Genomic DNA, 19,973 nt, shown 5'->3' on the forward strand with positions numbered 1-19,973 from the left:
CCATCCATCGGTGGTAGGAGGACATCCGCACGCCGTCGACGGTCTTGGGCCAGTCAAGGGTGGCGTCGAACGGCATGACCTGCGCCGTGGGAAGAACGACGTAGTCGTACTTCGTGAACAGGGCGTGGAAGGCTCGGTACAGGTCGCTGCGCTTGACGGAGTTCGCGCAGACGTCGATGCGGACCGTTGCCGTCGGCGCCGGTGGCGAGGCCTTCGTACTCGTAGAGGGCTTCGGGCTTGAGCAGATGGCCCAGGCCGGCGTCGATGGCGGTCTTGACGGACATTCCCGCCTGCACGTGGCGGTAGGTCAGCCAGGTCGGCCACAGGTCCTGGTTGCCGCGGAACGTGCCCGCAGCAGGTAGGTCCTCGACAGGGGTGACGTGCATGCCGAGGCGGGTGAAGTGCTTCAGGGCGTCGTGGGTGACGTCGAGAACGGCCTTCTCCATGGGCAGATAGCCGCCCAGATCCCCGAGCCAGGCGATCTTCCTGCCGTGTTGACGGCCGGTCGGGTCGGTCAGCGGGGCGGGATCCTCGGTGAGGGACAGGGGCGCCCGGTCGTCGTACCCGGACATGGTGCGCAGCAGCAGGGCGAGGTCGACGGCGGTACGGGCTATGGGGCCGTCGACTCCGCCCTGGGCGATGAACACGTCTCCGCCGTGCGAAGGGACGCGCCCGTACGAAGGGCGCAGGCCGTAGACGTTGTTCCAGCCGGGTGGGTTGCGCAGGGACCCCATGAAGTCGCTGCCGTCTCCGGAGTGTTGGTCTTGCCGATGAAGACGGCGCCTGCTGCCCGCAGGCGCGCGACGAACAGGGAGTCGGTGTCGGGCAGGCGGCACTGCCGTGAGGGAGGAGGCCGTAGGTGGTCGGCAGGCCCTTGACGTCGGCGAGGTCCTTGACCGCATGTGGGAAGCCGTGCATCCAGCCCTGGTGGACGCCTCGTGCCAGCAGGCAGTCCTTTTCCTCCGCCTCGGCGAGGAGTTCGGCGCGCGGGCGCAGGGCGACGATGGCGTTGACCTTGGGGTTGACGGCGGCGATGTGGTCGAGGTGAGCCCGCATCACCTCCTCGCAGGAAACGACGCGGCGACGAATGGCGACGGACAACTCGGCCGCGTCCCGGTACGGGATGCGGGCCAGGTCGCGGGGGCGCCGGACGTCGGGACGGTCGATGCCGGGGGTGGCATGGGCCGACGGGCTCTCCAGGGCGTTCGCGGCTGTGGCGGACACGGCGGCTCCAGCGAGAGGCCCACGGTGTGAGGCGGTAGGTGAGGTGACGTGCGGGGAGGGGTCGGAGGGGATTACGTCCGTCATGTTCGCGTCCATTGCAGCGCCCGGAAGAGGTGAGGGGTCAGCCCCCTGAGAATGCCGCCGCCGGGCCCTCGTGATGGGACCGACGGCACGGCCGCCGGGGATTTCACAGTGTGGGGTGCATGGTGCACCAGTCGGTGGCCCGCTCGTAGCGGGCGGCAGCAGAGACGACGGCCGCATCCGCATGCCGAGGTCGAAGTCGGCGAACACCTTCGGGTAGGCGAGGTAGATCTTCGTGGCGCGTCCCACCCGCGCGATCTCTGCGGGCGACAGGGCCGCCGCCCGTTCGGCGACGTCGGTGATGAGCGGCCACACGTCCAGGCCGTTCGCCCGCATATCGGCAGCGTGGGAGATGTACTCGGGGCCCCCAGTAGGCGACGAAGAACTCCAGCGGGTCGGGGAGTTCGACCTGGAGTTCCTCCACGACCGCCCCGGCGGCCCTCGGGTCCCGCAGGGCAGCGGCGAACACGCGCTGGGGCTCCCTGTCCACCGGTCCGTGCTGCAGGCCCGGGTCGGCCGCGATGCGGAGTCCGCCGGGGTCGCCCTCGGCCAGGGCGGCTTCCGCGCAGCGTTCACCGGTGGCCGGCAGGGAGAAGCGGTCGAGTGGGTGCGGTCCGACGGTGACGTCGAGGAGCAGCGCGGCGTCCACGACGTGGCGGGTTATCGGGCCCTCGGTGCTGTCCGGTTCGGTGTTCTCCCGGAGGGGGTGCGGCCGGTCGAGGGCTTGACTCCGACTGCTCCGCACAGGGACGAGGGGACCCGGATGGAGCCTGCGCCGTCGGAGCCCCAGGCCACCGGAGCGATTCCGGCGACGGCCGAGGCAGCGGCCCCGCCGCTGGAGCGACGGCGAAGTGCTGATCGGCGTTCAGAGCGACCAGGGCTGGCGCACCTCTTTGGTCGAGGTCATCGAGCGGGCCGACCTCGCACGGTCGACGCTCTTCTGCCGCCGGCGACGTTCGCCGACGTCGAGGCGCCGATGGGCCCCGTGCCTGCGCTCGGCGAGCACACCGTCGCCGTCCTGTGCGAGGGCGGACTCCACGAACATCAGATCGCTCAGCTCATGGAGACCGGGGCCGCGGTTCAGCACCAGCAGACCGACCGACAGACCGAAGGTGTGATCGTATGAAGCCACTGCTCGACAACAAGGTCGCCGTCGTGACCGGCGCCGCCCAGGGGATCGGGGAAGCCATCGCTCGCCTTTTCGTGGGCAACGGCGCCCGTGTGGTGATCGCCGACCCCGACCGCGTCCGCGGCTTCCACTGCGACGTCGTCGACGGCGAGCAGGTCCGCGCGCTGCTCGGCCTCGTCCAGCGGGAGTTCGGTGGCGTCGACGTGATGGTCAATAACGCCGGCATCACCCGCGACGCCACGCTCAAGAAAAGTCTCAGGCAAGGTCGGCTTCTTCGGCCAGACCAACTACTCCGCGGCGAAGGCCGGGGTCGTGGGCCTCACCAAGGCCGCGACCGAAGAGCTCGCGAAGGACGGCATCCGCGCCAACGCCATCCAGCCCGGATTCATCGCGACCGACATGACCCGAGCCATGCCCGAGCACATCTGGGAGGCCAAGTCGGCCGAGATCCCGATGCGCCGCGCCGGCGAACCGGCCGAGATCGCCAAGGTCGCCCTCTTCCTGGCGAGTGATCTGTCGTCGTACATGACGGGGACGGTGCTCGAGGTGACCGGCGGGAGGCTGATGTGACCGCGAGGACGAGCGGGTCGTCCGACATCGTCGTCCGCGAGCCGCTGCGCACCGCGATCGGCCGGGACGGAGGCAGCCTCGAGCCGCTCGGGGCAGCCGACCTCGGCGCCCAGTTCCTCCCAGCGCCGGTCGACCGCGGCACGTCGAGTCCCTCGTTCACCTCCGCGGTCGTCACAGGTGACCTTCGTTGCCGCAAGGTCGATACTGCCGGTAGGAGTGCTCCGGTCATCTCGCGTCCGCCCGTCCGAGTTCCCTGATTACTCATCAGTAACAAGCAGTAGCAGTACCGCCGGACACCACTTCCGACCGTCGCGGACCGCCAGGACCGACAGCAGTCCGTACACCACCTGACCAGCCACAACGCAGGCCAGGAGCCCACCTGCTAGCCTAGCCGGGAGGTACCCATGAGGATGCTCATCAACGTTCCCGAGACCGTCGTCGCGGACGCCCTGCGCGGGATGGCCGCCGCCCACCCCGAGCTGACCGTCGACGTCGAGAACCGGGTGATCGTGCGGCGGGACGCGCCGGTGGCCGGGCAAGTGGGGCTGGTGTCGGGGGGCGGCTCGGGGCACGAACCCCTGCACGGGGGATTCGTGGGACCGGGGATGCTCTCGGCGGCCTGCCCGGGGGAGGTCTTCACCTCGCCGGTGCCGGACCAGATGGTGCGCGCGGCCGCCGCCGTCGACAGCGGGGCCGGGGTGCTGTTCATCGTGAAGAACTACACCGGCGACGTGCTCAACTTCGACATGGCCGCGGAACTGGCCGAGGACGAGGGCATCCAGATCGCGAAAGTGCTGGTCAACGATGACGTCGCGGTGACCGACAGCCTGTACACGGCGGGGCGGCGCGGCACCGGCGCGACACTGTTCGTGGAGAAGATCGCCGGCGCCGCCGCCGACGAGGGCCTGCCGCTGGAGCGTGTCGAGGCGATCGCGCGGAAGGTCAACGAGAGCGCGCGCAGCTTCGGCGTGGCGCTCAGCGCGTGCACCACCCCCGCCAAGGGCAGTCCGACCTTCGACCTGCCGCCCGGCGAGCTGGAGTTGGGCATCGGCATCCACGGCGAGCCGGGGCGCGAGCGGCGCGCGATGATGACCGCCGGGGAGATCGCCGACTTCGCGGTCGACGCCCTCCTGGAGGACCTGTCACCGCGCAACCCGGTCCTCGTCCTCGTCAACGGCATGGGCGCCACCCCGCTGCTGGAGCTGTACGGCTTCAACGCCGAGGTGCAGCGCGTCCTGACCCGGCGCGGGGTCGCCGTCGCCCGTACGCTCGTCGGCAACTACGTGACGTCCCTCGACATGGCCGGCGCCTCGGTCACCCTGTGCCAGGTGGACGAGGAACTGCTGCGGCTGTGGGACGCGCCGGTGAGCACGCCGGGGCTGCGCTGGGGCAGGTGACCCGCGGGCCCGCCCGCCGGGAGGCCACGACGCCCGGCCCACCTACCAGGCAAGGAGATCCAGTGCTCGACGCCGATTTCTTCCGCCGTTGGATGACGGCCACCGCCGCGTCCGTCGACCGCGAGGCGGAACGGCTCACCGCCCTCGACTCCCCCATCGGGGACGCCGACCACGGCAGCAACCTGCACCGCGGGTTCAGCGCCGTCACCGCCGCCCTGGAGAAGGAGGCGCCGGCGACGCCCGGGGCCGTCCTCGTGCTCGCCGGGCGTCAGCTCATCTCGACCGTCGGCGGGGCGTCGGGGCCCCTGTACGGCACGCTCCTGCGGCGGACGGGCAAGGCGCTCGGGGACGGGTCCGAGGTGAGCGAGGAGCAGCTCGCCGAGGCGCTGCGCGCCGGCGTGGACGCGGTGATGCAGCTCGGCGGGGCCGCGCCGGGCGACAAGACGATGATCGACGCGCTGGTGCCCGCCGTGGAGGCGCTGGGCGCCGGGTTCGGCGCGGCGCGGGACGCCGCGGAGCGGGGGGCCGTCGCCACCGTCCCCCTCCAGGCGCGCAAGGGCCGGGCGAGCTATCTGGGCGAGCGCAGCATCGGGCACCAGGACCCGGGCGCCACCTCGGCCGCCCTGCTCGTCGCGGGACTCGTGGAGGCCTCCGGTGAGTGAGAGCCGACGGGTCGGGATCGTGCTCGTCTCGCACAGCGCCCAGGTCGCCGCCGCCGTCGCGGAGCTGGCCCGGGGTCTCGCGGGCGGCGGCACGGACGTGCCCGTCGCCCCGGCGGGCGGCACCGAGGGCGGCGGGCTCGGGACGAGCGCGGAGTTGATCAGCGCTGCCGCGGCCTCGGTGGACCGCGGTGCCGGGATCGCCGTCCTCACCGACCTCGGAAGCGCCGTGCTCACCGTGAAGGCGCTGCTCGCCGAGGGCGACGAGCTGCCCGACGGCACCCGCCTCGTGGACGCGCCGTTCGTGGAGGGCGCGGTCGCCGCCGTCGTCACGGCGGCCACGGGAGCCGACCTCGACGCGGTGGAGGCGGCGGCCGCCGAGGCGTACTCCTACCGGAAGGTGTGACCGGGCCCCTTCGCGCGCCCGGCCCTGCCGGTCACGGGGCCCCGCGGTCCTCGGCGAGCGGCTGCCCGGCCCCGGTGGCGCCCGGCCGCCGCGCCGCGTCCCGGGTGCCCCGGACGAACGAACGCGCGAGCCGTTCGCCCACCTCGACGGCGGCCGCGTGGCTCTCGACGGGGGTCGCCCGGGAGTCCTCGAAGAGGATGTAGGTGACGCCGGAGGCGGTTCCGCCGCCGTGCGGGTCGGGGCGGATGCCCAGGGCCGCGGCGGTGGCGTACGAGGCCTCGCCGATGATCGCGGACGGTCCGACGTCCCCGACGACGGCGTACTGGACCCGGCCCTGGTGGACGACGGCCGCCACGGTTCCGCCGCGCACCCCGTGGGCGCGGTAGTCCCAGAGGGTGCTCGGGGCGGGCACGACGACGTACGGCAGGCTCTCGGCGCTCAGATAGCGGCCGTCGGACTGGGTGAAGGCGGTGGCCGGCGAGAACGTGGGGTCGGTGGTGGCGTTGCAGCGGGTGCCGGGGCGGCCGTCGCAGTCGATGTCCATGTCGGCCGTCCAGAAGACGGCGCCCTCGGTGCCGCAGACCGGGATCGTGGCGGGAGCGGCGGCATCGCTGCGGTAGAGGCCGCGGGAGACGCGGGTGCAGTTCCGCACGCGGGCCAGCAGGTCGGCGGCGGACACGGCGCCCTCCCGCGGCGCGGCCGGTCTCCGGGGGACGTCGGAGGCCGGCCGCGCCACGGCGGGGGCGGCGGTCGGGGCGAGCAGGACGAGGCCGGCCGCGGCCAGCGTCAGGGGCGCCCTCCGCCTCACCCGGTGCGGCAACTGGACAGGCACGGTGCGGGACCCTCTCGTGGGGGACGGGGGAGAACTCCCAGCCCAATCTGGGGCCGGCCGTCTCCGGGGGCCACCCGAGGGGGCCGTACGGTGCACGCGCCCCTCGCGACGCGGGCCCCAGGGCCGGGGACGAGGGACGGGGTCGAGGGCCGGGGACCGGTGCCGTCTCGGTACCGGTCCCCGGCCGCCCCGCCGGCGTGGGATCAGCGACGACAGCGTTCCACGCCGACGGCGCGAACTCCCCCGGATCAGAGGGAAGTTCAGCCGTGGAAACCTCAGCATACGGAACTGTCCCGGCCGCCCACCAACACCGGCCCCGCACCGCCCTCTTGATGTGCTCGCGCCCCCGCGCCATATTGGTCCGGACCATTGCCGCCGTGTCGGGCCGGGAGGCGACGCCGTGCGACGTGTAGTGCTGTGCGGGTGGGTCCTGGCGGTGTGCTGCGGATGCGCGGCGCCGGGCGACGGGGACGGGGAGCGGGCGCCCGGCGTTCCGACCGGGGTCACGGCCGAGGCGGGAAGCGCGACCAGCGTGCACGTGATGTGGAACGCGGTCGCCGGGGCCCGCGCGTACGAGGTGTACCGGGGCACCACGAAGGTCGGTGAGGTGCCCGGCTCCGCCCACATGCTCGACGTCACCCGGCTCGCCCCGGCCACCGGCTACGTCTTCACCGTGCGGGCGCGGGACGCCGGGGGACGGCTCGGCCCGCGCAGCCGGGAGGTACGGGCGAAGACCCCGGCGGCGGTCGCGGCGGACCGGACGGCCCCGACCCGGCCGGCCGGCACCGTGGGCCGGGCCGCGGGGAGCCGGGCGGCCCAGCTGTCCTGGTCGGCCTCCACGGACGACCGCGGGGTGGTGTCGTACGACGTCTACCAGGGCGGGGTCAAGATCCACAGTGTCGGCGGGAGCCAGACGGCGACGGTGGTCACGGGGCTGCGGCCGGGCACCCGGTACTCCTTCACCGTGCGGGCGCGGGACGCGGCCGACAACCTCTCGCCGGCCGGCGCGGTCGTACGCCTGACCACCGGGCCCGGCACGGACGAGGGGCGGGACACCGCGCCGACGGACCTGCGGGCGACGGTCCGCGCGGCGGACGGGGCGTTCTCCGTCGAGCTCACCTGGGTGCCACCGCGCGTGGACGGCGTGGTCACGGAGTACCAGATCCAGCTCGACGGGCAGCCGGCCACCTCCCTCGTATGGGGCGGGAACCCCCCGCAGGGGAAGGCCTCCTACAGCTTCTACGTGGGGCGCGAGGCGGGGGTCGGGCACCGGGTGCGGCTGCGGGCACGGCTGCCGGACGGGACGTGGGGGGCGTTCTCCGAGGAGCGGACGGTGACGACGGGCGGCCACCGGGGCTGAGCCGTCCGGGGGACCACGTCACCCGGACGGAGGCGGCCGGAGTGCGGCACGGGCAGGGGGCACATTGGCTGCCCCTGAGGCAGCACGGGCGTACCCGATCCTCGGCGGCGCAAGGGATGTACCGCCAACCGTGCCGCCGGAGGACATCCGATGCGCACTTCCCGTCTCCTCGCCCGCTCCGGACTGACCGTGGCAGCCGCCGCCGCGCTCCCGCTCACGGTGACCGCCCAGCCGGCCGCGGGGATCTCCGGCATCTCCGTCAGCACGACCGGTTCCACGGTGTCCGTGGTGACCAGCGCCTGCACCCAGGCCAACGGCAGCTGGGGCACGGCGGCGCTGCTCACCAGCGGCCAGGCGAACTTCTCCCAGGGCCGGCAGGTGGCCCTGTCGGGCACCAGCGTCAGCCAGTCCGCCGCCTGGTCGGGCATCACCCCCGGCACGTACACGGTCGTCGTCATGTGCGCGAACGGCACCACCGCCGGCACCCAGTCGGTGATCGTCGCGGCCGCGTCCGTCCCGACGATCTCCACGACGTCCTCGCCCACCCGGGGCGTCCTGGGCGGCACGGGCGGCACGGTCCGCGACTACGGCGCGGTCACCATGGCGGTCGGCGGCGCCCTGGTCGGGTCCGGCGCCGTCGCGGCGGTCTGGTACCTGCGCCGCCGCTCGAGGCCGCACCGCTACTAGCCCCGGGCCACTCTTGCCCGGCCGGTCCCGGTACGCCTGCCCGGCCGGTGGGAGGGCCGGCGGGAGGCTCCCACCCGGGCCGGAACAGATGGTCCCGTGACACCGCCTCAGCGGCTCCCGGGACACCGCCTCGACCGATGCCGGGACACCGCCTCAGCCGGTCCCGGGACACCGCCTCGACCGGTGCCAGGACGCCGCATCAGCCGGTCCGAGCTAGGACGCCTGCTCGGCCGGGCCCCCGGGCGGTACCCCGGGAAGTTCCTCCAGTGCCTCGGTCAGCCACTGTGTCCAGAAGGTCTCCATCTGGATGCCCGCGCGCAGGATCAGATGCTGAAGCCTGGCCTGTGCGCTGTCGCTGCCGGGCGGGAAGTCGCGCTGTTCGATCTCCTCGTACTCGGCCAGCTGCCGCCGGTGCAGGTCCAGATGGCGGCGCAGGTCGGCCTCCAGGCCGGCGGTGCCGACGACGGCGGCGGCGCGCAGCCGCAGCAGCAGCGCGTCCCGGTGCGGCTTGGGGTCCTGCGCCGCGGCGGTCCAGCGTTCGAGTTCGGCGCGGCCCGCGGGCAGGACCTCGTAGCTCTTGCGCTGCCCGCGCGTCGGCCCTTCGGCGGGCAGGGCCCGGATGTGGCCCCCGGCCTCCAGCCGCCCCAGCTCACGGTAGATCTGCTGGTGCGTCGCCGACCAGAAGTAGCCGATCGACTTGTCGAACCGGCGGGTCAGATCCAGTCCCGACGACGGCTTCTCGAGCAGGGCGGTGAGGATCGCGTGCGGGAGTGACATGGGGCCATCCTAGGGACGCGCCCTACGCGCCCTACAGCGCCGCCGCCAGCTCGGTGCCCTGCTTGACGGCCCGTTTGGCGTCCAGTTCGGCGGCCACGTCGGCGCCGCCGATGAGGTGGGCCTTCACCCCGGCGGCGACCAGTTCCTCGTAGAGGTCCCGGCGCGGTTCCTGGCCGGTGCACAGCACGATGGTGTCGACGGGGAGAACCGTGCTCTCCTCGCCGACGGTGATGTGGAGTCCGGCGTCGTCGATGCGGTCGTAGCGCACGCCCGGGACCATGGTGACGCCGCGGTGCTTGAGCTCGGTGCGGTGGATCCAGCCGGTGGTCTTCCCGAGTCCGGCGCCGACCTTGGTGGTCTTGCGCTGGAGCAGGTGGACGGTGCGCGGCGGGGCGGGCCGCTCGGGCTCGGCGAGGCCGCCGGGGGCCCGGTAGTCCATGTCCACGCCCCAGTGGCGGAAGTACGTCGCGGGGTCCTCGTTCGCCCGGTCGCCGCCGTCGGTGAGGAACTCGGCGACGTCGAAGCCGATGCCGCCGGCGCCCAGGACGGCGACGCGCTCGCCCACGGGGACGCGGTCGCGCAGGACGTCCAGGTAGCCGACGACGCTCGGGTGGTCGACGCCGGGGATGTCGGGGGTGCGCGGGGTCACGCCGGTGGCGACGACGACCTCGTCGTAGCCGGACAGGTCCCCGGCGGTCACCCAGGTGTTCAGGCGTACGTCCACGCCGTGCGCGTCGATCTGGTGGCGGAAGTAGCGCAGCGTCTCGTCGAACTCCTGCTTGCCGGGGACCTGGCGGGCCACGTTGAGCTGGCCGCCGACCTCGCTCGCGGCGTCGAACAGCGTGACCCGGTGGCCGCGTTCGGCCGCCGACACCGCGCAGGCGAGGCCCGCCGGTCCGGCGCCGACGACGGCGACGCGCTTGCGCACCCGGGTCGGGGCGAGCACCAGCTCGGTCTCGTGGCAGGCGCGCGGGTTGACCAGGCAGGAGGTGATCCGCCCGCCGAAGGTGTGGTCGAGGCAGGCCTGGTTGCAGCCGATGCAGGTGTTGACGGCCTCGGGCGTGCCGGCCGCGGCCTTGGCGACGAAGTCGGGGTCGGCGAGCATGGGGCGGGCCATGGACACCAGGTCGGCGCAGCCGTCGGCGAGCAGTTGCTCGGCGAGTTCCGGGGTGTTGATGCGGTTGGTGGTGACGAGGGGGACGGACACCTTCCCCATGAGCTTCCTCGTCACCCAGGTGTAGGCGCCGCGCGGCACGGAGGTGGCGATGGTGGGGATGCGGGCCTCGTGCCAGCCGATGCCGGTGTTGATGATCGTCGCCCCGGCCTCCTCGACGGCCCGCGCGAGGGTGACGACCTCGTCGAGCGTCGAGCCGCCGGGCACCAGGTCCAGCATCGACAGCCGGTAGATGACGACGAAGTCCTCGCCGACGGCCTCGCGCACCCGCCGGACGATCTCCACGGGGAAGCGCATCCGGTTCTCGTAGGAGCCGCCCCAGCGGTCGGTGCGCCGGTTGGTCCGCGCGGCGGTGAACTCGTTGATCAGGTAGCCCTCGGAGCCCATGATCTCGACGCCGTCGTAGCCGGCCCGCCGGGCGAGGCGGGCGGCGCGGGCGTAGTCGTCGACGGTGCGCTCGACGTCGGCGTCGGTGAGCTCGCGCGGCGGGAAGGGGCTGATCGGGGCCTGGAGGGGGCTGGGGGCCACCAGGTCGCGGTGGTAGGCGTAGCGGCCGAAGTGCAGGATCTGCATCGCGATGCGGCCGCCCTCGCGGTGGACGGCCTCGGTGATCACCCGGTGCCGTTCGGCCTCCGCGTCCGTGGTCAGCTTGGCACCGCCCTCGCGCGGCCGCCCCTCGTCGTTGGGGGCGATGCCGCCGGTGACGATGAGGCCCACTCCCCCGCGCGCACGGGCGGCGTAGAAGGCCGCCATGCGCTCGAAGCCGCCCTCGGCCTCTTCCAGGCCGATGTGCATCGAGCCCATCAGGACGCGGTTGGGCAGGGTGGTGAAGCCCAGGTCCAGCGGGCTCAGCAGATGCGGGTAACGGCTCAAGGCAGGCCTCCGTGCGCGGTGTCGTCACCTCCAGTTCTAGAGGACCGCGCACGGGTTGTGCAACTAGTTGCACAATAGGGGGTGAGGGGTGTGCCGCAGGTCACCGGCTTTCGAGCAGGACGTGCAGTTCCCGCTCCTGGTCCCCGGAGGCCGAGGACAGGTCGCGCACGGCGAACAGGGAGTCGAGCGTCGTGCGGAGCCGGTCGATCGCCCAGTAGCCGCCCTGCGCGTCGGCCTCCACGGAGGACGACAACCGGGGTGGGGTCGCGCACTCCTGGGCCTCGCTGACCTCGAAGGTGCCGAGCCAGACCATCGGGCGTGTCTCGTGGAGCTGTTCGGGCACGTCCTCGGCGCACCGGTCGGACTCGTAGCACGCGCACAGCGCGTCGAACACGATCCGGGCGTCTTCCTTGCTGCATCCGCTGATCTCGACGGAGACGGACTCCTCGTGCGTTCGCTCGCGGTCCATCGTGATCGCTCCTCTCGTGGCGGTGGCGCGACAGCGCGGGTTCCCCGCGAACCGCGCCACATCCCTAGAAAAGCACCACTTTCCCGGGCGGGCACCACCTGCCGTACGCCCGTCGGCGCCCGTCCGCGCCCGCCCGGTGCCGTGCTCAGCCGCTGGTGAAGCGGTAGTTCTTGCTGTCCGTCAGCACGCAGACGCCGGGCGAGACGACGATCACCCGCAGGGTGCCGGTACGGCGGTCGTAGTCGATGCCCTCCGTCTCGAACGCGCCCGAGCAGGAGCTGCGCAACGGCAGCGCGCGCAGCGCGGTGACGTGCCCGGTGACGTCGGAGGTACCGGGTTCGGCGGACAGGTCGACACGCAGGAGCGGCTTGGTGATGCCGAACAGGGTCCCCTCGGGGTCGTCCGAGGAGCACAGCAGGGTGACCGGGCCGGTGAAGTCGCAGCCCTGGACGTCGCGCACGGCGTGGTCGAGGCGGACGGTGGACACCTGGGGCAGGTCCGCCGAGGGCGAGGTGGCCGGGTTGACGCCGGGGGTGGGGAGGACCAGCAAGCGGGTCATCGTGCCCCACTCGCCGGTCAGCATCCACTGGCCGCCGGGCGTGATCGCCACCCAGGAGTTGTTGAGGGCCTCGCCGGAGCCGAGCGTGTGGACGTACTCCGACCAGGCGCCGCCGGGGGCCTGCACCCGGAACATCTTCGAGGTGCCCGAGTCCCGCTGGTAGGGCTCGACGTAGTGGCCGTCGTAGGAGGCGTCGGGGTCGCCGACGTGGTTCCAGCCGCGGATGCTCACACCGAGGGGGATGGTGCCGATGCCGGTGTAGCGGTTGGCGCTGCCGGCCGGCACCTCGACGGAGGTCAGGCCCTGGCTCTCGGTCAGCGGGTCGGCGCGGTCGGAGCCGATCTCGGTCCAGGTGTCGGCGGCCGCGGCGGGCGGGGCGGCGCCGAGGGCCGCCGCCGTCGCGGTGGCCAGCGCGACTAAGGCAGCACGTACGGCACGCATGGGGCGTGTGGCACGGACCGGACGTGCGGCGCGGGCCGGGCGTCCGCGTCTGCGAGCCGGGCGGGTGCGTCTGCGGGTGGGGCGCAGGGGCATGGGTCTCCTCCGGGGCGGGGGGTGGGGTGCGCGCTCGGCGGACAGTGTGGCCCCACCGGGTGGTCATGTACAGACCAATCGCATGGACGGGGGGAGGCCGTGCGGAGAACGGCGCGCCGCGCCGTACTGGAGGAGCATGGAAGACGGTCGGTGCCGCAGGCGTGGGCGAGAGAGGTTGTGCGCGGTGGAACCAGGAGAGTCGGCACGGGGGGCTGTGCGCCGAGTCGGCCTTGCGGGGCGGTGCGTGGCATGAGTGGTGACGTCGGGGCGGCCGCGGCCGCCGAGAGCGGCCCCGTCGGGCCCAGTGGCCTGCTGGACGTGCTGAACATGGCCTCGGTGGTGCTCGACACCGACGGCCGGATCGTGCTGTGGAGCCCGCAGGCGGAGGAGCTGTTCGGCTACTCCGCGCACGAGGCGCTGGGCCGGTACGCCGCACACGTGATGGTGCACGAGCACCACGTCGAACTGGTGGTGAAACTCTTCGCCGACGTGATGTCCACGGGCCGCAGCTGGGCGGGCGCGTTCCCCATCCGGCGCAAGGACGGCAGCACGCGTCTGGTGGAGTTCCGCAACATGCGCCTGGTGGACGACCGGGGCGACGTGTACGCCCTGGGCCTGGCCGCCGACCAGTCGACCGTACGGCGGCTGGAGCGGGACGTGGCCCTGTCGGCGCGGATGGTCACGCAGTCGCCCATCGGCTTCGCCGTCCTGGACACCGGGCTGCGCTACGTCACCGTCAATCCCGCGCTGGAACGCATCCACGGCCTCCCCGCACGCAAGCTCGTGGGCCGGACGATGCGCGAGGTGCTGCCCCGAGTGGACACCGAGGCCCTGGAGTCGGAGGCCCGCGACGTGCTGCGCACCGGTGTGCCGCTCGTCGACCGGTCCGTCGTCGGACGCGCCCCCGCCGACCCCGACGAGGACCACGCCTGGGCGGTGTCCCTGTACCGCCTGGAGGACGCCCGCGGCACCGTCCTGGGCGTCGCCCTGTCGGTCGTCGACGTCACCGACCGGTACCGGGCGGGCCTCGAGGCCGAGGCCGCGCGCCACCGGCTCGCCCTGATCGCCGACGCCTCGGCCAGGATCGGCACCACCCTGGACCTGGAGCGGACCTCCTGCGAACTGGCCGACTTCGCCGTGCCGGAGCTCGCCGACGTGGCCACGGTGACCCTGCTCGACGCGGTGGTCGAGGGCCGGCGCACCGTCCTGGGCCCCTCCGAACCGGCCGTGATCCGCGCGCTGGCCTTCCGGGCGGCCGACGGGTCGCGTGTGCGCGCCGCGGCGGATCCTCCCGGCCGGGTCACGAGCTACGCGCCCGACCTCATCGTCACGGAGTGCCTGCGCACCGGCCGGCCGGTCATGGTGGCGCGGGTCAAGGACGAGGACATGGCCCGCATCGCCCGCTCCCCGGAGACGGCCGCGCTGCTGGAACGGGCCGGCTTCCACTCCTATCTGGCGGTGCCGCTCATCGCGCGCGGCGAGGTGCTGGGCGTGCTCGACCTCGCCCGGACGCGCCACCCCGTGCCGTTCGGTCGGGACGACCTGCTGCTCGCCGGGGAGCTGGCCGCCCGCGCGGCCGTGCAGATCGACAACGCCCGCTGGTACCAGAACACCCGCACCGCCGCCCTCACCCTCCAGCGCAGCCTGCTGCCGAGCCATCCGCGGGTCACCGGCGGCCTGGAGGTGGCCTCCCGTTACCAGCCCGCCGGGGCCGGCACCGAGGTGGGCGGCGACTGGTTCGACGTGATCCCGCTGGAGGGCGGCAAGACCGCGCTCGTCGTCGGCGACGTGATGGGCAGCGGCATCGACGCCGCCGCCACCATGGGCCGGCTGCGCACCGCCACCACCACGCTGGCCTCCCTCGACCTCGATCCGGCGGTGCTGCTGGAGCACCTCGACCGGATCACGTCCGGTCTGCCCCACTCCATCGCCACCTGCGTGTACGCCGTGCACGACCCCCGTCTCGGCCGGTGCCGGATCGCCAACGCCGGGCACCTGCCGCCCGCGCGCGTACGCCCCGGGCGCCCGCCGGAGCTGCTCGACCTGCCCACCGGGGTGCCGCTGGGCGTGGGCGGGGTGGCGTTCTCCACGACCGATGTCGAGTTCACCCCTGGCGACCAGCTCGTCCTGTACACCGACGGGCTGGTCGAGACCCGCCGGCACTCCCTCGACGAACGGCTGGACGCCCTGCTCGCCCTCCTCGACGACCCGGCGCGCCCGCTGGAGGACCTGTGCGACCTGCTGCTGCGCGCCCTGCACCACCCCGACAACCACGACGACGTCGCCCTGCTCGTGGCCCGGGCACGGGCCATGGAGTGACCCGGTCCCGGTCCCGGTCCCGGTCCTCGGTCCCCGGTCACTCCGGGTACGAGGGCTGCCGGGGCCGGTCCGCCACTCCGAGGGCACGCACCTGACGCCGTCGGGCCCGCCGTCAGGGCCCGGCGCGGCGAGCGGAGGCACCGCCCCACGCCGTTCGGGCAGTGGGGGGAGCACGCAGGGCGCCGCCGGGCCGTCGGGAGTCCGACCGGAGTCCGACGGCAATCCGACGGGAGTCCGACGGGAGTCCGACGGGAGTCCGCAGGCAGGGCCTACGCCCCGACGGCCCTGGTCCCGATCACCACGTGGGCGTGCAGCTCCTCGTCCACGGCCAGGCGGGTCGTCAGGCCGCCGCGGTGGAACGCCTCGACCGCCGCGGCGGCCTGGCGTTCGCTCGTCTCGACGAGGAGGCTGCCGCCGGGGGCGAGCCACTCCCCCGCGCCGGCGGCGACCCGGCGCAGCACGTCGAGCCCGTCGGCGCCGCCGTCGAGGGCGGTGAGGGGTTCGTGGTCACGGGCCTCGGCGGGCAGCAGGGCGACCTCGCCGGTGGGGACGTACGGCACGTTGGCGGCCAGGATGTCCACGCGGCCCCGCAGGGCGGCGGGGAGCGCCTCGAACAGGTCGCCCCCGTGGACGTGTCCGCCGACGCCGGCGACGTTGCGGCGGGCGCAGCGCACGGCGGCCGGGTCGATGTCGGCGGCGTGCAGTTCGACCGGGCCGAGGGCCGAGGCGAGGGCCGCGCCCACCGCGCCCGAGCCGCAGCACAGGTCCACGACCACGCGGGCGTGCGGGGCGCCGGCGAGTGCCTGGGCGACGAGGAACTCGGTACGGCGGCGGGGCACGAAGACGCCCGGTTCGACGTCGATGCGCAGACCGTGGAACTCGGCCCAGCCGACCACGAGTTCGAGGGGGAGGCCCGCGACGCGGCGCTCCACCAGGCCGGCGAGCCCCTCCGGTGTGCGGGCGGCCGCGAGGATCAGCTCCGCCTCGTCCTCCGCGAAGACGCACCCGGCGGCGCGCAGCGCACCGACGACGGCGTCACGGGGAGGGAAGCGGGAGGGGGAACGGGACGGGTCCACGAAGGACTCCGTGGAGGAATGCGTAGGGGAATCCGTAGGGGATTCCGTAGGGGATTCGGTGCGGGAGTCCGTGACGGCGGCCGCGGAGGGAGCCGCGGAGCAGGGCGGCCCGGACGAGGAAGCGGACGGGGACGGGGACGGGGTCGACAGAGAGGGCATGGAAGCCGAGAGACCTTTCGGAAGCCGAAGAGCGCTCTCGCGTCGCCGATGGACCTAGCGGCGGTCCGCGCCGTCGCGAGGTGAGAGCACCCGACCTGACACTGCGGTAATGGGTCTCACCTCCTCGGTCGCTCACGGCCGGGGAACGTCCGCAGCCGAGTCGTCACCCTACCCCAACGGGCGGGCCCGGAGGCCGTGCTGCCCCCTCGTCGATCCGGTTGTACGGTACAACTGGAACGGCGAGGGAGGTCCCATGGAAACAGCACGAGCCGTGGAGACCATCCAGCGCGAGATGACGGTCTTCGCGCGGCGCGCGCGTGCCTCGGCGGGCCGGCTGCACCCCGAGCTGTCGCTCGTGTCGTACACCCTGCTCGGTCATCTCGAGGAGAGCGGCGGCTGCCGGGCCACCGACCTCGCCGCGCACTACGCGCTGGACAAGTCCACCGTCAGCCGCCAGGTGGCCGCTCTGGAGCGGGCCGCCCTGATCGAGCGGCGCGAGGACCCGGCGGACCACCGTGTCCACCTCCTCCATCTCACCGGCTCCGGCCGCCGTGTCCTCGCCCAGGTCACCGACAGGCGGCGCGCCGCCTTCCGGGAGCGGCTCGCCCGCTGGCCCGAGGAGGACCTGGAGCGCTTCGCCGCGTATCTGACGCGGTACAACGCGGTGGCCGGGGACGGGGGCGGCCCCCGGCCGGAGCACGGCCGGGCCGCGCCCGCGGCGGAGGGAACGACCGACCGCCGACCATGACACCGGAACCCTGTGGCCGTCGTGAACGATCCGGCCCATACGGGGTATCCCCTCCCTGTGGGCACTCGTCCGCGTGACGGCGAGGAGGTCGACATGCGAACCCGGGTGCGGGCCTGGCGACGGCGGGGCAACCCGCTGCTGCGCCGGTCGGACGTGGTGGAGGCGTGGACGGCCCTGCTGGTGGCCGTACTGCTGCTGGTGGGCGCACCCCTAACGGGGGCCGTGGTGGGCCGGTGGGCCCACCAGGAGGCGACGGCGACGGCGGCCGAGCAACGGGCGGAACGGCACCGGGTGCGGGCCGAGGTGATCGGCCGGCCGCCCGACGCGCTGCCGACGGCGAGCGGCGGCCGGGCGGACTCCTACCGGGTCGACGTGCGCTGGACGGAGCCCGGGCAGGGAACCCGGACGGCCGTCGCGCGCGTGCCGGCGGGCACCCGGCACGGTGACGTGGTCGAGGTGTGGTTCGACGCGCGGGGGCGGAGCGTCGGTCCGCCGGCGGACGGTACGGCGGTATGGCAGCACACCCTCTCCCTGGGCGTCTCCGCGGCGGGCTGTACGGCCGGCGTCGTCCTGCTCGGGCACGCGGTGGTGCGCCGGGTGGCGATGCGGCACCGGCTGGAGGAGTGGGACCGGGAGTGGGCCCGGACGGGTCCGGAGTGGAGCGGGCGCAGCGCCTGAGGACACCGGGGACGGAGGACGGGCGGACGACGGACGGGGGTCGGGCACGGCCGGGGCGTGGGTCTAGAAAGCGCTACCACCCGCCACGTACGGTGTGATCATTCGTACGGCCACTTATTACACAAGGCGGTTGTTCATGGCCCAGTTCGACCTGTCCCTGGAGGAGCTCCAGGAGTACCGCAGCGCGTCCACCGAACCGGAGGACTTCGACGCCTTCTGGTCCAAGACCCTCCAGGAGGCCCGGGAGCACGACCTGGACGCGCGCTTCGACCCGGTCGACACGGGGCTGACCACGGTGCGGGTGTTCGACGTGACGTTCGCCGGGTTCGGCGGACACCCGGTGAAGGGCTGGCTGACGCTGCCCGCCGCGGCCGAGGAGCCGCTGCCGCTGGTGGTGGAGTTCGTCGGCTACGGCGGCGGCCGGGGCCTGCCGCACGAGCACCTGCTGTGGGCGTCGACGGGCCGTGCGCACTTCATCATGGACACCCGCGGCCAGGGCAGCGCCTGGGGCGGCGGCGGCGCCACCGCCGATCCGGTGGGCGGCGCGCCGGCGTACCCCGGCTTCATGACACGCGGCATCGACGCCCCGGAGAACTACTACTACCGCCGGGTGATCACCGACGCGGTACGCGCCGTCGAGGCGGCCCGCTCGCATCCGCTGACCGACGCGGCGCGCACGGTGGCGCTCGGCGCGAGCCAGGGCGGCGGTCTGGCGATCGCCGTCGGCGGCCTGGTGCCGGACCTGGTGGCGGTCTCCCCGGACGTACCGTTCCTGTGCGACTACCCGCGCGCCGCGGTGCTGACGGACCGTCACCCCTACCGGGAGATCGGCCTGTACCTCAAGACGCACCGCGGCCGCACCGAGGACGCACTGCGCACCCTGGCCTACTTCGACGGCGTGCACTTCGCCGCGCGCGCCACGGCCCCCACGCTCTTCTCGGTGGCCCTGGAGGACCAGACCTGCCCGCCGTCGACGGTGTACGCCGCCTTCCACGCCTGGGCGCACGAGGACAAGGCGATCGAGGTGTACGACTTCAACGACCACGAGGGCGGCGGCCCCTTTCACCAGGCGGCCAAGCTGCGCTGGCTGCGGTCGTACGCCTGAGACGGCCCCCTCCCCCTCCCCAGTCCGACCAGTCGGTATGTGCCGGGGGTCCGGGTTCGCGCACGAGACGGGGATCGGGCTCGGCCTGTGGCTCAGCGGCCCGAACGGCTCGTACGGACCCAGCCCGCGGGCCTTCGGTCACGACGGCTTCGGCGGCTCCTGCGGCCTCGCCGACCCGGAGGCCGGGCTGTCGCCGGGATACGTGATGAACCGGATGGGGCCGCACATCGCGGACGACCCGCGGAAGATGCCCCTGGCGGAGGCGGTGTACGGCGCGCCGTGAGGCGCGCCGGAGGTCCGGTGCCGGTCGCTGGGCGGTGGGCATTCCGGCCGCCCGCACAGTCCCGTCCCGGCCGCCCGGACGGCCCCGCGTCCGTCGCCGGACGGCCGGGGCGCGCCGGTCAGGGGAGGCGGCGCGCCTCGACCAGACGTACGCGGGGGCTCCCGTCGCTCCTGGTCCCGAACTCGGGCAGGGCGCGCAGGTCCACCTGGAAGCCGGCGCGCTCCAGTTCACGGCGCACCTCGCCGAGCCGGAAGGCCCGGTAGTACATCACGAACGGCGGCCGCCACAGCGCGTTGCGCACCCGCATCACGGTGTCGAAGCCGAGGAGCGTCCAGAAGGCGGCGGAGGACGGACGGGGCGGGGCGAGCACCGGGAAGGCGAAGCGGCCGCCCGGCCGCAGCACCGTGTGCACCTGGGCGAAGAGGCCCGGCAGTTCGCGGGGCAGGAAGTGGCCGAACGCGCCGAAGCTGACGACGAGGTCGAAGGCGGACGTGAACGGCAGCGCGCGGGCGTCCGCGCGCACCCAGGACACCCGGGGGCCCGTCGGACGCGTCCGCGCACGGGCCACGTCGAGCATGCCCGCGCTGAAGTCGACCCCGGTGACGCTGCGCCGGCACACCGCCGCCAGCGCGCCGACGCCGGCGCCGGTGCCGCAGCACAGGTCGAGCCCGTCGTCGTGGGGGCCGGTCCCGTGCAGCGCGGAGGCGACGGCGTCCAGGACGGAGTCGGGTGTGCGGAACGGCGTGTGGTCGAACTTCGGCGCGAGCAGGTCGTAGCCGTGCTCGACGGACGACAGCGCCTGGACGGCGAGTTCGCGCAGCGTGGGACCCTCGGGGCTGAACATCGGCGTCACCCTATCCCGGTCGCCGTCCCG

20 protein-coding genes and 4 pseudogenes are annotated in these 19,973 nt (G+C 73.8%); 12 read left to right on the forward strand and 12 right to left on the reverse strand.

Annotated elements, in window-relative coordinates:
- Window positions 1–53 precede the first annotated feature (53 nt).
- The 5 genes and pseudogenes from ACFYWQ_RS13780 to ACFYWQ_RS13800 form a co-directional block, all read right to left on the reverse strand.
- Window positions 54–952, reverse strand: a pseudogene (locus ACFYWQ_RS13780) (amidase family protein).
- Window positions 910–1,491: pseudogene (locus ACFYWQ_RS13785) on the reverse strand (hypothetical protein); the annotation flags it as partial. The pseudogenes ACFYWQ_RS13780 and ACFYWQ_RS13785, both read right to left, overlap by 43 nt.
- On the reverse strand, window positions 1,412–1,954 hold the full coding sequence (locus ACFYWQ_RS13790; RefSeq protein ID WP_389516012.1) for a hypothetical protein: 543 nt from the start codon (window positions 1,952–1,954) through the stop codon (window positions 1,412–1,414). The gene ACFYWQ_RS13790 and the pseudogene ACFYWQ_RS13785, both read right to left, overlap by 80 nt.
- 11 nt (window positions 1,955–1,965) lie before the next feature.
- Entirely contained in the window at window positions 1,966–2,100 is a 135-nt protein-coding gene (locus tag ACFYWQ_RS13795) for an amidase family protein (RefSeq protein ID WP_389516015.1), read from the reverse strand.
- A gap of 70 nt (window positions 2,101–2,170) precedes the next feature.
- Window positions 2,171–2,437 (reverse strand): hypothetical protein, encoded by a 267-nt coding sequence (locus tag ACFYWQ_RS13800; protein ID WP_389516018.1) that lies wholly within the window; start codon window positions 2,435–2,437, stop codon window positions 2,171–2,173.
- Here ACFYWQ_RS13800 and ACFYWQ_RS13805 point away from each other — a divergent pair.
- The 5 genes and pseudogenes from ACFYWQ_RS13805 to ACFYWQ_RS13825 all read left to right on the forward strand — a co-directional run.
- Window positions 2,428–2,625: pseudogene (locus ACFYWQ_RS13805) on the forward strand (SDR family NAD(P)-dependent oxidoreductase); the annotation flags it as partial. The gene ACFYWQ_RS13800 and the pseudogene ACFYWQ_RS13805 overlap by 10 nt on opposite strands.
- 121 nt (window positions 2,626–2,746) lie before the next feature.
- Window positions 2,747–3,004, forward strand: coding sequence for an SDR family oxidoreductase (locus ACFYWQ_RS13810; protein WP_389516020.1), 258 nt, complete (start codon window positions 2,747–2,749; stop codon window positions 3,002–3,004).
- Between the two features lie 404 nt (window positions 3,005–3,408).
- Window positions 3,409–4,401 carry a dihydroxyacetone kinase subunit DhaK gene (gene dhaK / locus ACFYWQ_RS13815; RefSeq protein ID WP_389516022.1) on the forward strand — a complete coding sequence of 331 codons (993 nt, stop codon included), beginning with the start codon at window positions 3,409–3,411 and terminating at the stop codon, window positions 4,399–4,401.
- 62 nt (window positions 4,402–4,463) lie between these two features.
- The gene (dhaL, locus tag ACFYWQ_RS13820) at window positions 4,464–5,063 is read left to right on the forward strand and encodes a dihydroxyacetone kinase subunit DhaL (RefSeq protein WP_389516023.1); all 600 of its coding nucleotides are present in this window, start codon (window positions 4,464–4,466) and stop codon (window positions 5,061–5,063) included.
- Entirely contained in the window at window positions 5,056–5,466 is a 411-nt protein-coding gene (locus ACFYWQ_RS13825; protein WP_389516025.1) for a PTS-dependent dihydroxyacetone kinase phosphotransferase subunit DhaM, read from the forward strand. Before dhaL ends, ACFYWQ_RS13825 begins: the two co-directional genes overlap by 8 nt.
- Before the next feature lie 31 nt (window positions 5,467–5,497).
- On the opposite strand, the gene ACFYWQ_RS13830 is transcribed toward ACFYWQ_RS13825, so the two are convergent.
- Entirely contained in the window at window positions 5,498–6,298 is an 801-nt protein-coding gene (locus ACFYWQ_RS13830; protein WP_389516027.1) for a glycoside hydrolase family 75 protein, read from the reverse strand.
- A gap of 400 nt (window positions 6,299–6,698) precedes the next feature.
- Between ACFYWQ_RS13830 and ACFYWQ_RS13835 the strand changes: the two genes are divergently transcribed.
- Both ACFYWQ_RS13835 and ACFYWQ_RS13840 read left to right on the forward strand, forming a co-directional pair.
- The gene (locus ACFYWQ_RS13835) at window positions 6,699–7,658 is read left to right on the forward strand and encodes a fibronectin type III domain-containing protein (RefSeq protein ID WP_389516029.1); all 960 of its coding nucleotides are present in this window, start codon (window positions 6,699–6,701) and stop codon (window positions 7,656–7,658) included.
- A 150-nt stretch (window positions 7,659–7,808) separates the two neighbouring features.
- Window positions 7,809–8,345, forward strand: coding sequence for a hypothetical protein (locus ACFYWQ_RS13840; protein WP_389516031.1), 537 nt, complete (start codon window positions 7,809–7,811; stop codon window positions 8,343–8,345).
- A 213-nt stretch (window positions 8,346–8,558) separates the two neighbouring features.
- On the opposite strand, the gene ACFYWQ_RS13845 is transcribed toward ACFYWQ_RS13840, so the two are convergent.
- From ACFYWQ_RS13845 to ACFYWQ_RS13860, 4 genes are all read right to left on the reverse strand, one after another.
- Complete coding sequence (locus ACFYWQ_RS13845; RefSeq protein WP_389516033.1) at window positions 8,559–9,122, reverse strand: PadR family transcriptional regulator; 564 nt, start codon at window positions 9,120–9,122, stop codon at window positions 8,559–8,561.
- A gap of 31 nt (window positions 9,123–9,153) precedes the next feature.
- On the reverse strand, window positions 9,154–11,169 hold the full coding sequence (locus tag ACFYWQ_RS13850; protein WP_389516035.1) for an FAD-dependent oxidoreductase: 2,016 nt from the start codon (window positions 11,167–11,169) through the stop codon (window positions 9,154–9,156).
- A 100-nt stretch (window positions 11,170–11,269) separates the two neighbouring features.
- Window positions 11,270–11,638 (reverse strand): hypothetical protein, encoded by a 369-nt coding sequence (locus ACFYWQ_RS13855; RefSeq protein WP_389516037.1) that lies wholly within the window; start codon window positions 11,636–11,638, stop codon window positions 11,270–11,272.
- Between the two features lie 145 nt (window positions 11,639–11,783).
- A complete protein-coding gene (locus tag ACFYWQ_RS13860) occupies window positions 11,784–12,638 on the reverse strand; it encodes a hypothetical protein (protein WP_389516039.1) in 855 nt (284 codons plus the stop codon).
- Window positions 12,639–12,980: 342 nt separating this feature from the next.
- Between ACFYWQ_RS13860 and ACFYWQ_RS13865 the strand changes: the two genes are divergently transcribed.
- Window positions 12,981–15,050 carry a SpoIIE family protein phosphatase gene (locus tag ACFYWQ_RS13865; RefSeq protein WP_389516041.1) on the forward strand — a complete coding sequence of 690 codons (2,070 nt, stop codon included), beginning with the start codon at window positions 12,981–12,983 and terminating at the stop codon, window positions 15,048–15,050.
- A gap of 269 nt (window positions 15,051–15,319) precedes the next feature.
- Here the strand turns inward: ACFYWQ_RS13865 and ACFYWQ_RS13870 are convergent, their stop codons facing one another.
- The gene (locus tag ACFYWQ_RS13870) at window positions 15,320–16,126 is read right to left on the reverse strand and encodes a putative protein N(5)-glutamine methyltransferase (RefSeq protein WP_389516043.1); all 807 of its coding nucleotides are present in this window, start codon (window positions 16,124–16,126) and stop codon (window positions 15,320–15,322) included.
- 412 nt (window positions 16,127–16,538) lie between these two features.
- Between ACFYWQ_RS13870 and ACFYWQ_RS13875 the strand changes: the two genes are divergently transcribed.
- The 4 genes and pseudogenes from ACFYWQ_RS13875 to ACFYWQ_RS13890 form a co-directional block, all read left to right on the forward strand.
- Complete coding sequence (locus ACFYWQ_RS13875) at window positions 16,539–17,033, forward strand: MarR family winged helix-turn-helix transcriptional regulator (RefSeq protein ID WP_389516045.1); 495 nt, start codon at window positions 16,539–16,541, stop codon at window positions 17,031–17,033.
- A gap of 93 nt (window positions 17,034–17,126) precedes the next feature.
- On the forward strand, window positions 17,127–17,711 hold the full coding sequence (locus tag ACFYWQ_RS13880) for a hypothetical protein (protein WP_389516047.1): 585 nt from the start codon (window positions 17,127–17,129) through the stop codon (window positions 17,709–17,711).
- A 136-nt stretch (window positions 17,712–17,847) separates the two neighbouring features.
- Window positions 17,848–18,816, forward strand: a complete 969-nt coding sequence (locus ACFYWQ_RS13885; protein ID WP_389516049.1) for an acetylxylan esterase — start codon at window positions 17,848–17,850, stop codon at window positions 18,814–18,816.
- Window positions 18,817–18,862: 46 nt separating this feature from the next.
- Window positions 18,863–19,099, forward strand: a pseudogene (locus ACFYWQ_RS13890) (serine hydrolase); the annotation flags it as partial.
- 118 nt (window positions 19,100–19,217) lie between these two features.
- Here the strand turns inward: ACFYWQ_RS13890 and ACFYWQ_RS13895 are convergent.
- Window positions 19,218–19,943, reverse strand: a complete 726-nt coding sequence (locus ACFYWQ_RS13895; RefSeq protein ID WP_389516051.1) for a class I SAM-dependent methyltransferase — start codon at window positions 19,941–19,943, stop codon at window positions 19,218–19,220.
- Window positions 19,944–19,973: the final 30 nt, after the last annotated feature.

Source organism: Streptomyces sp. NPDC003247 (assembly GCF_042888135.1).
Classification (GTDB): Bacteria; Actinomycetota; Actinomycetes; order Streptomycetales; family Streptomycetaceae; genus Streptomyces.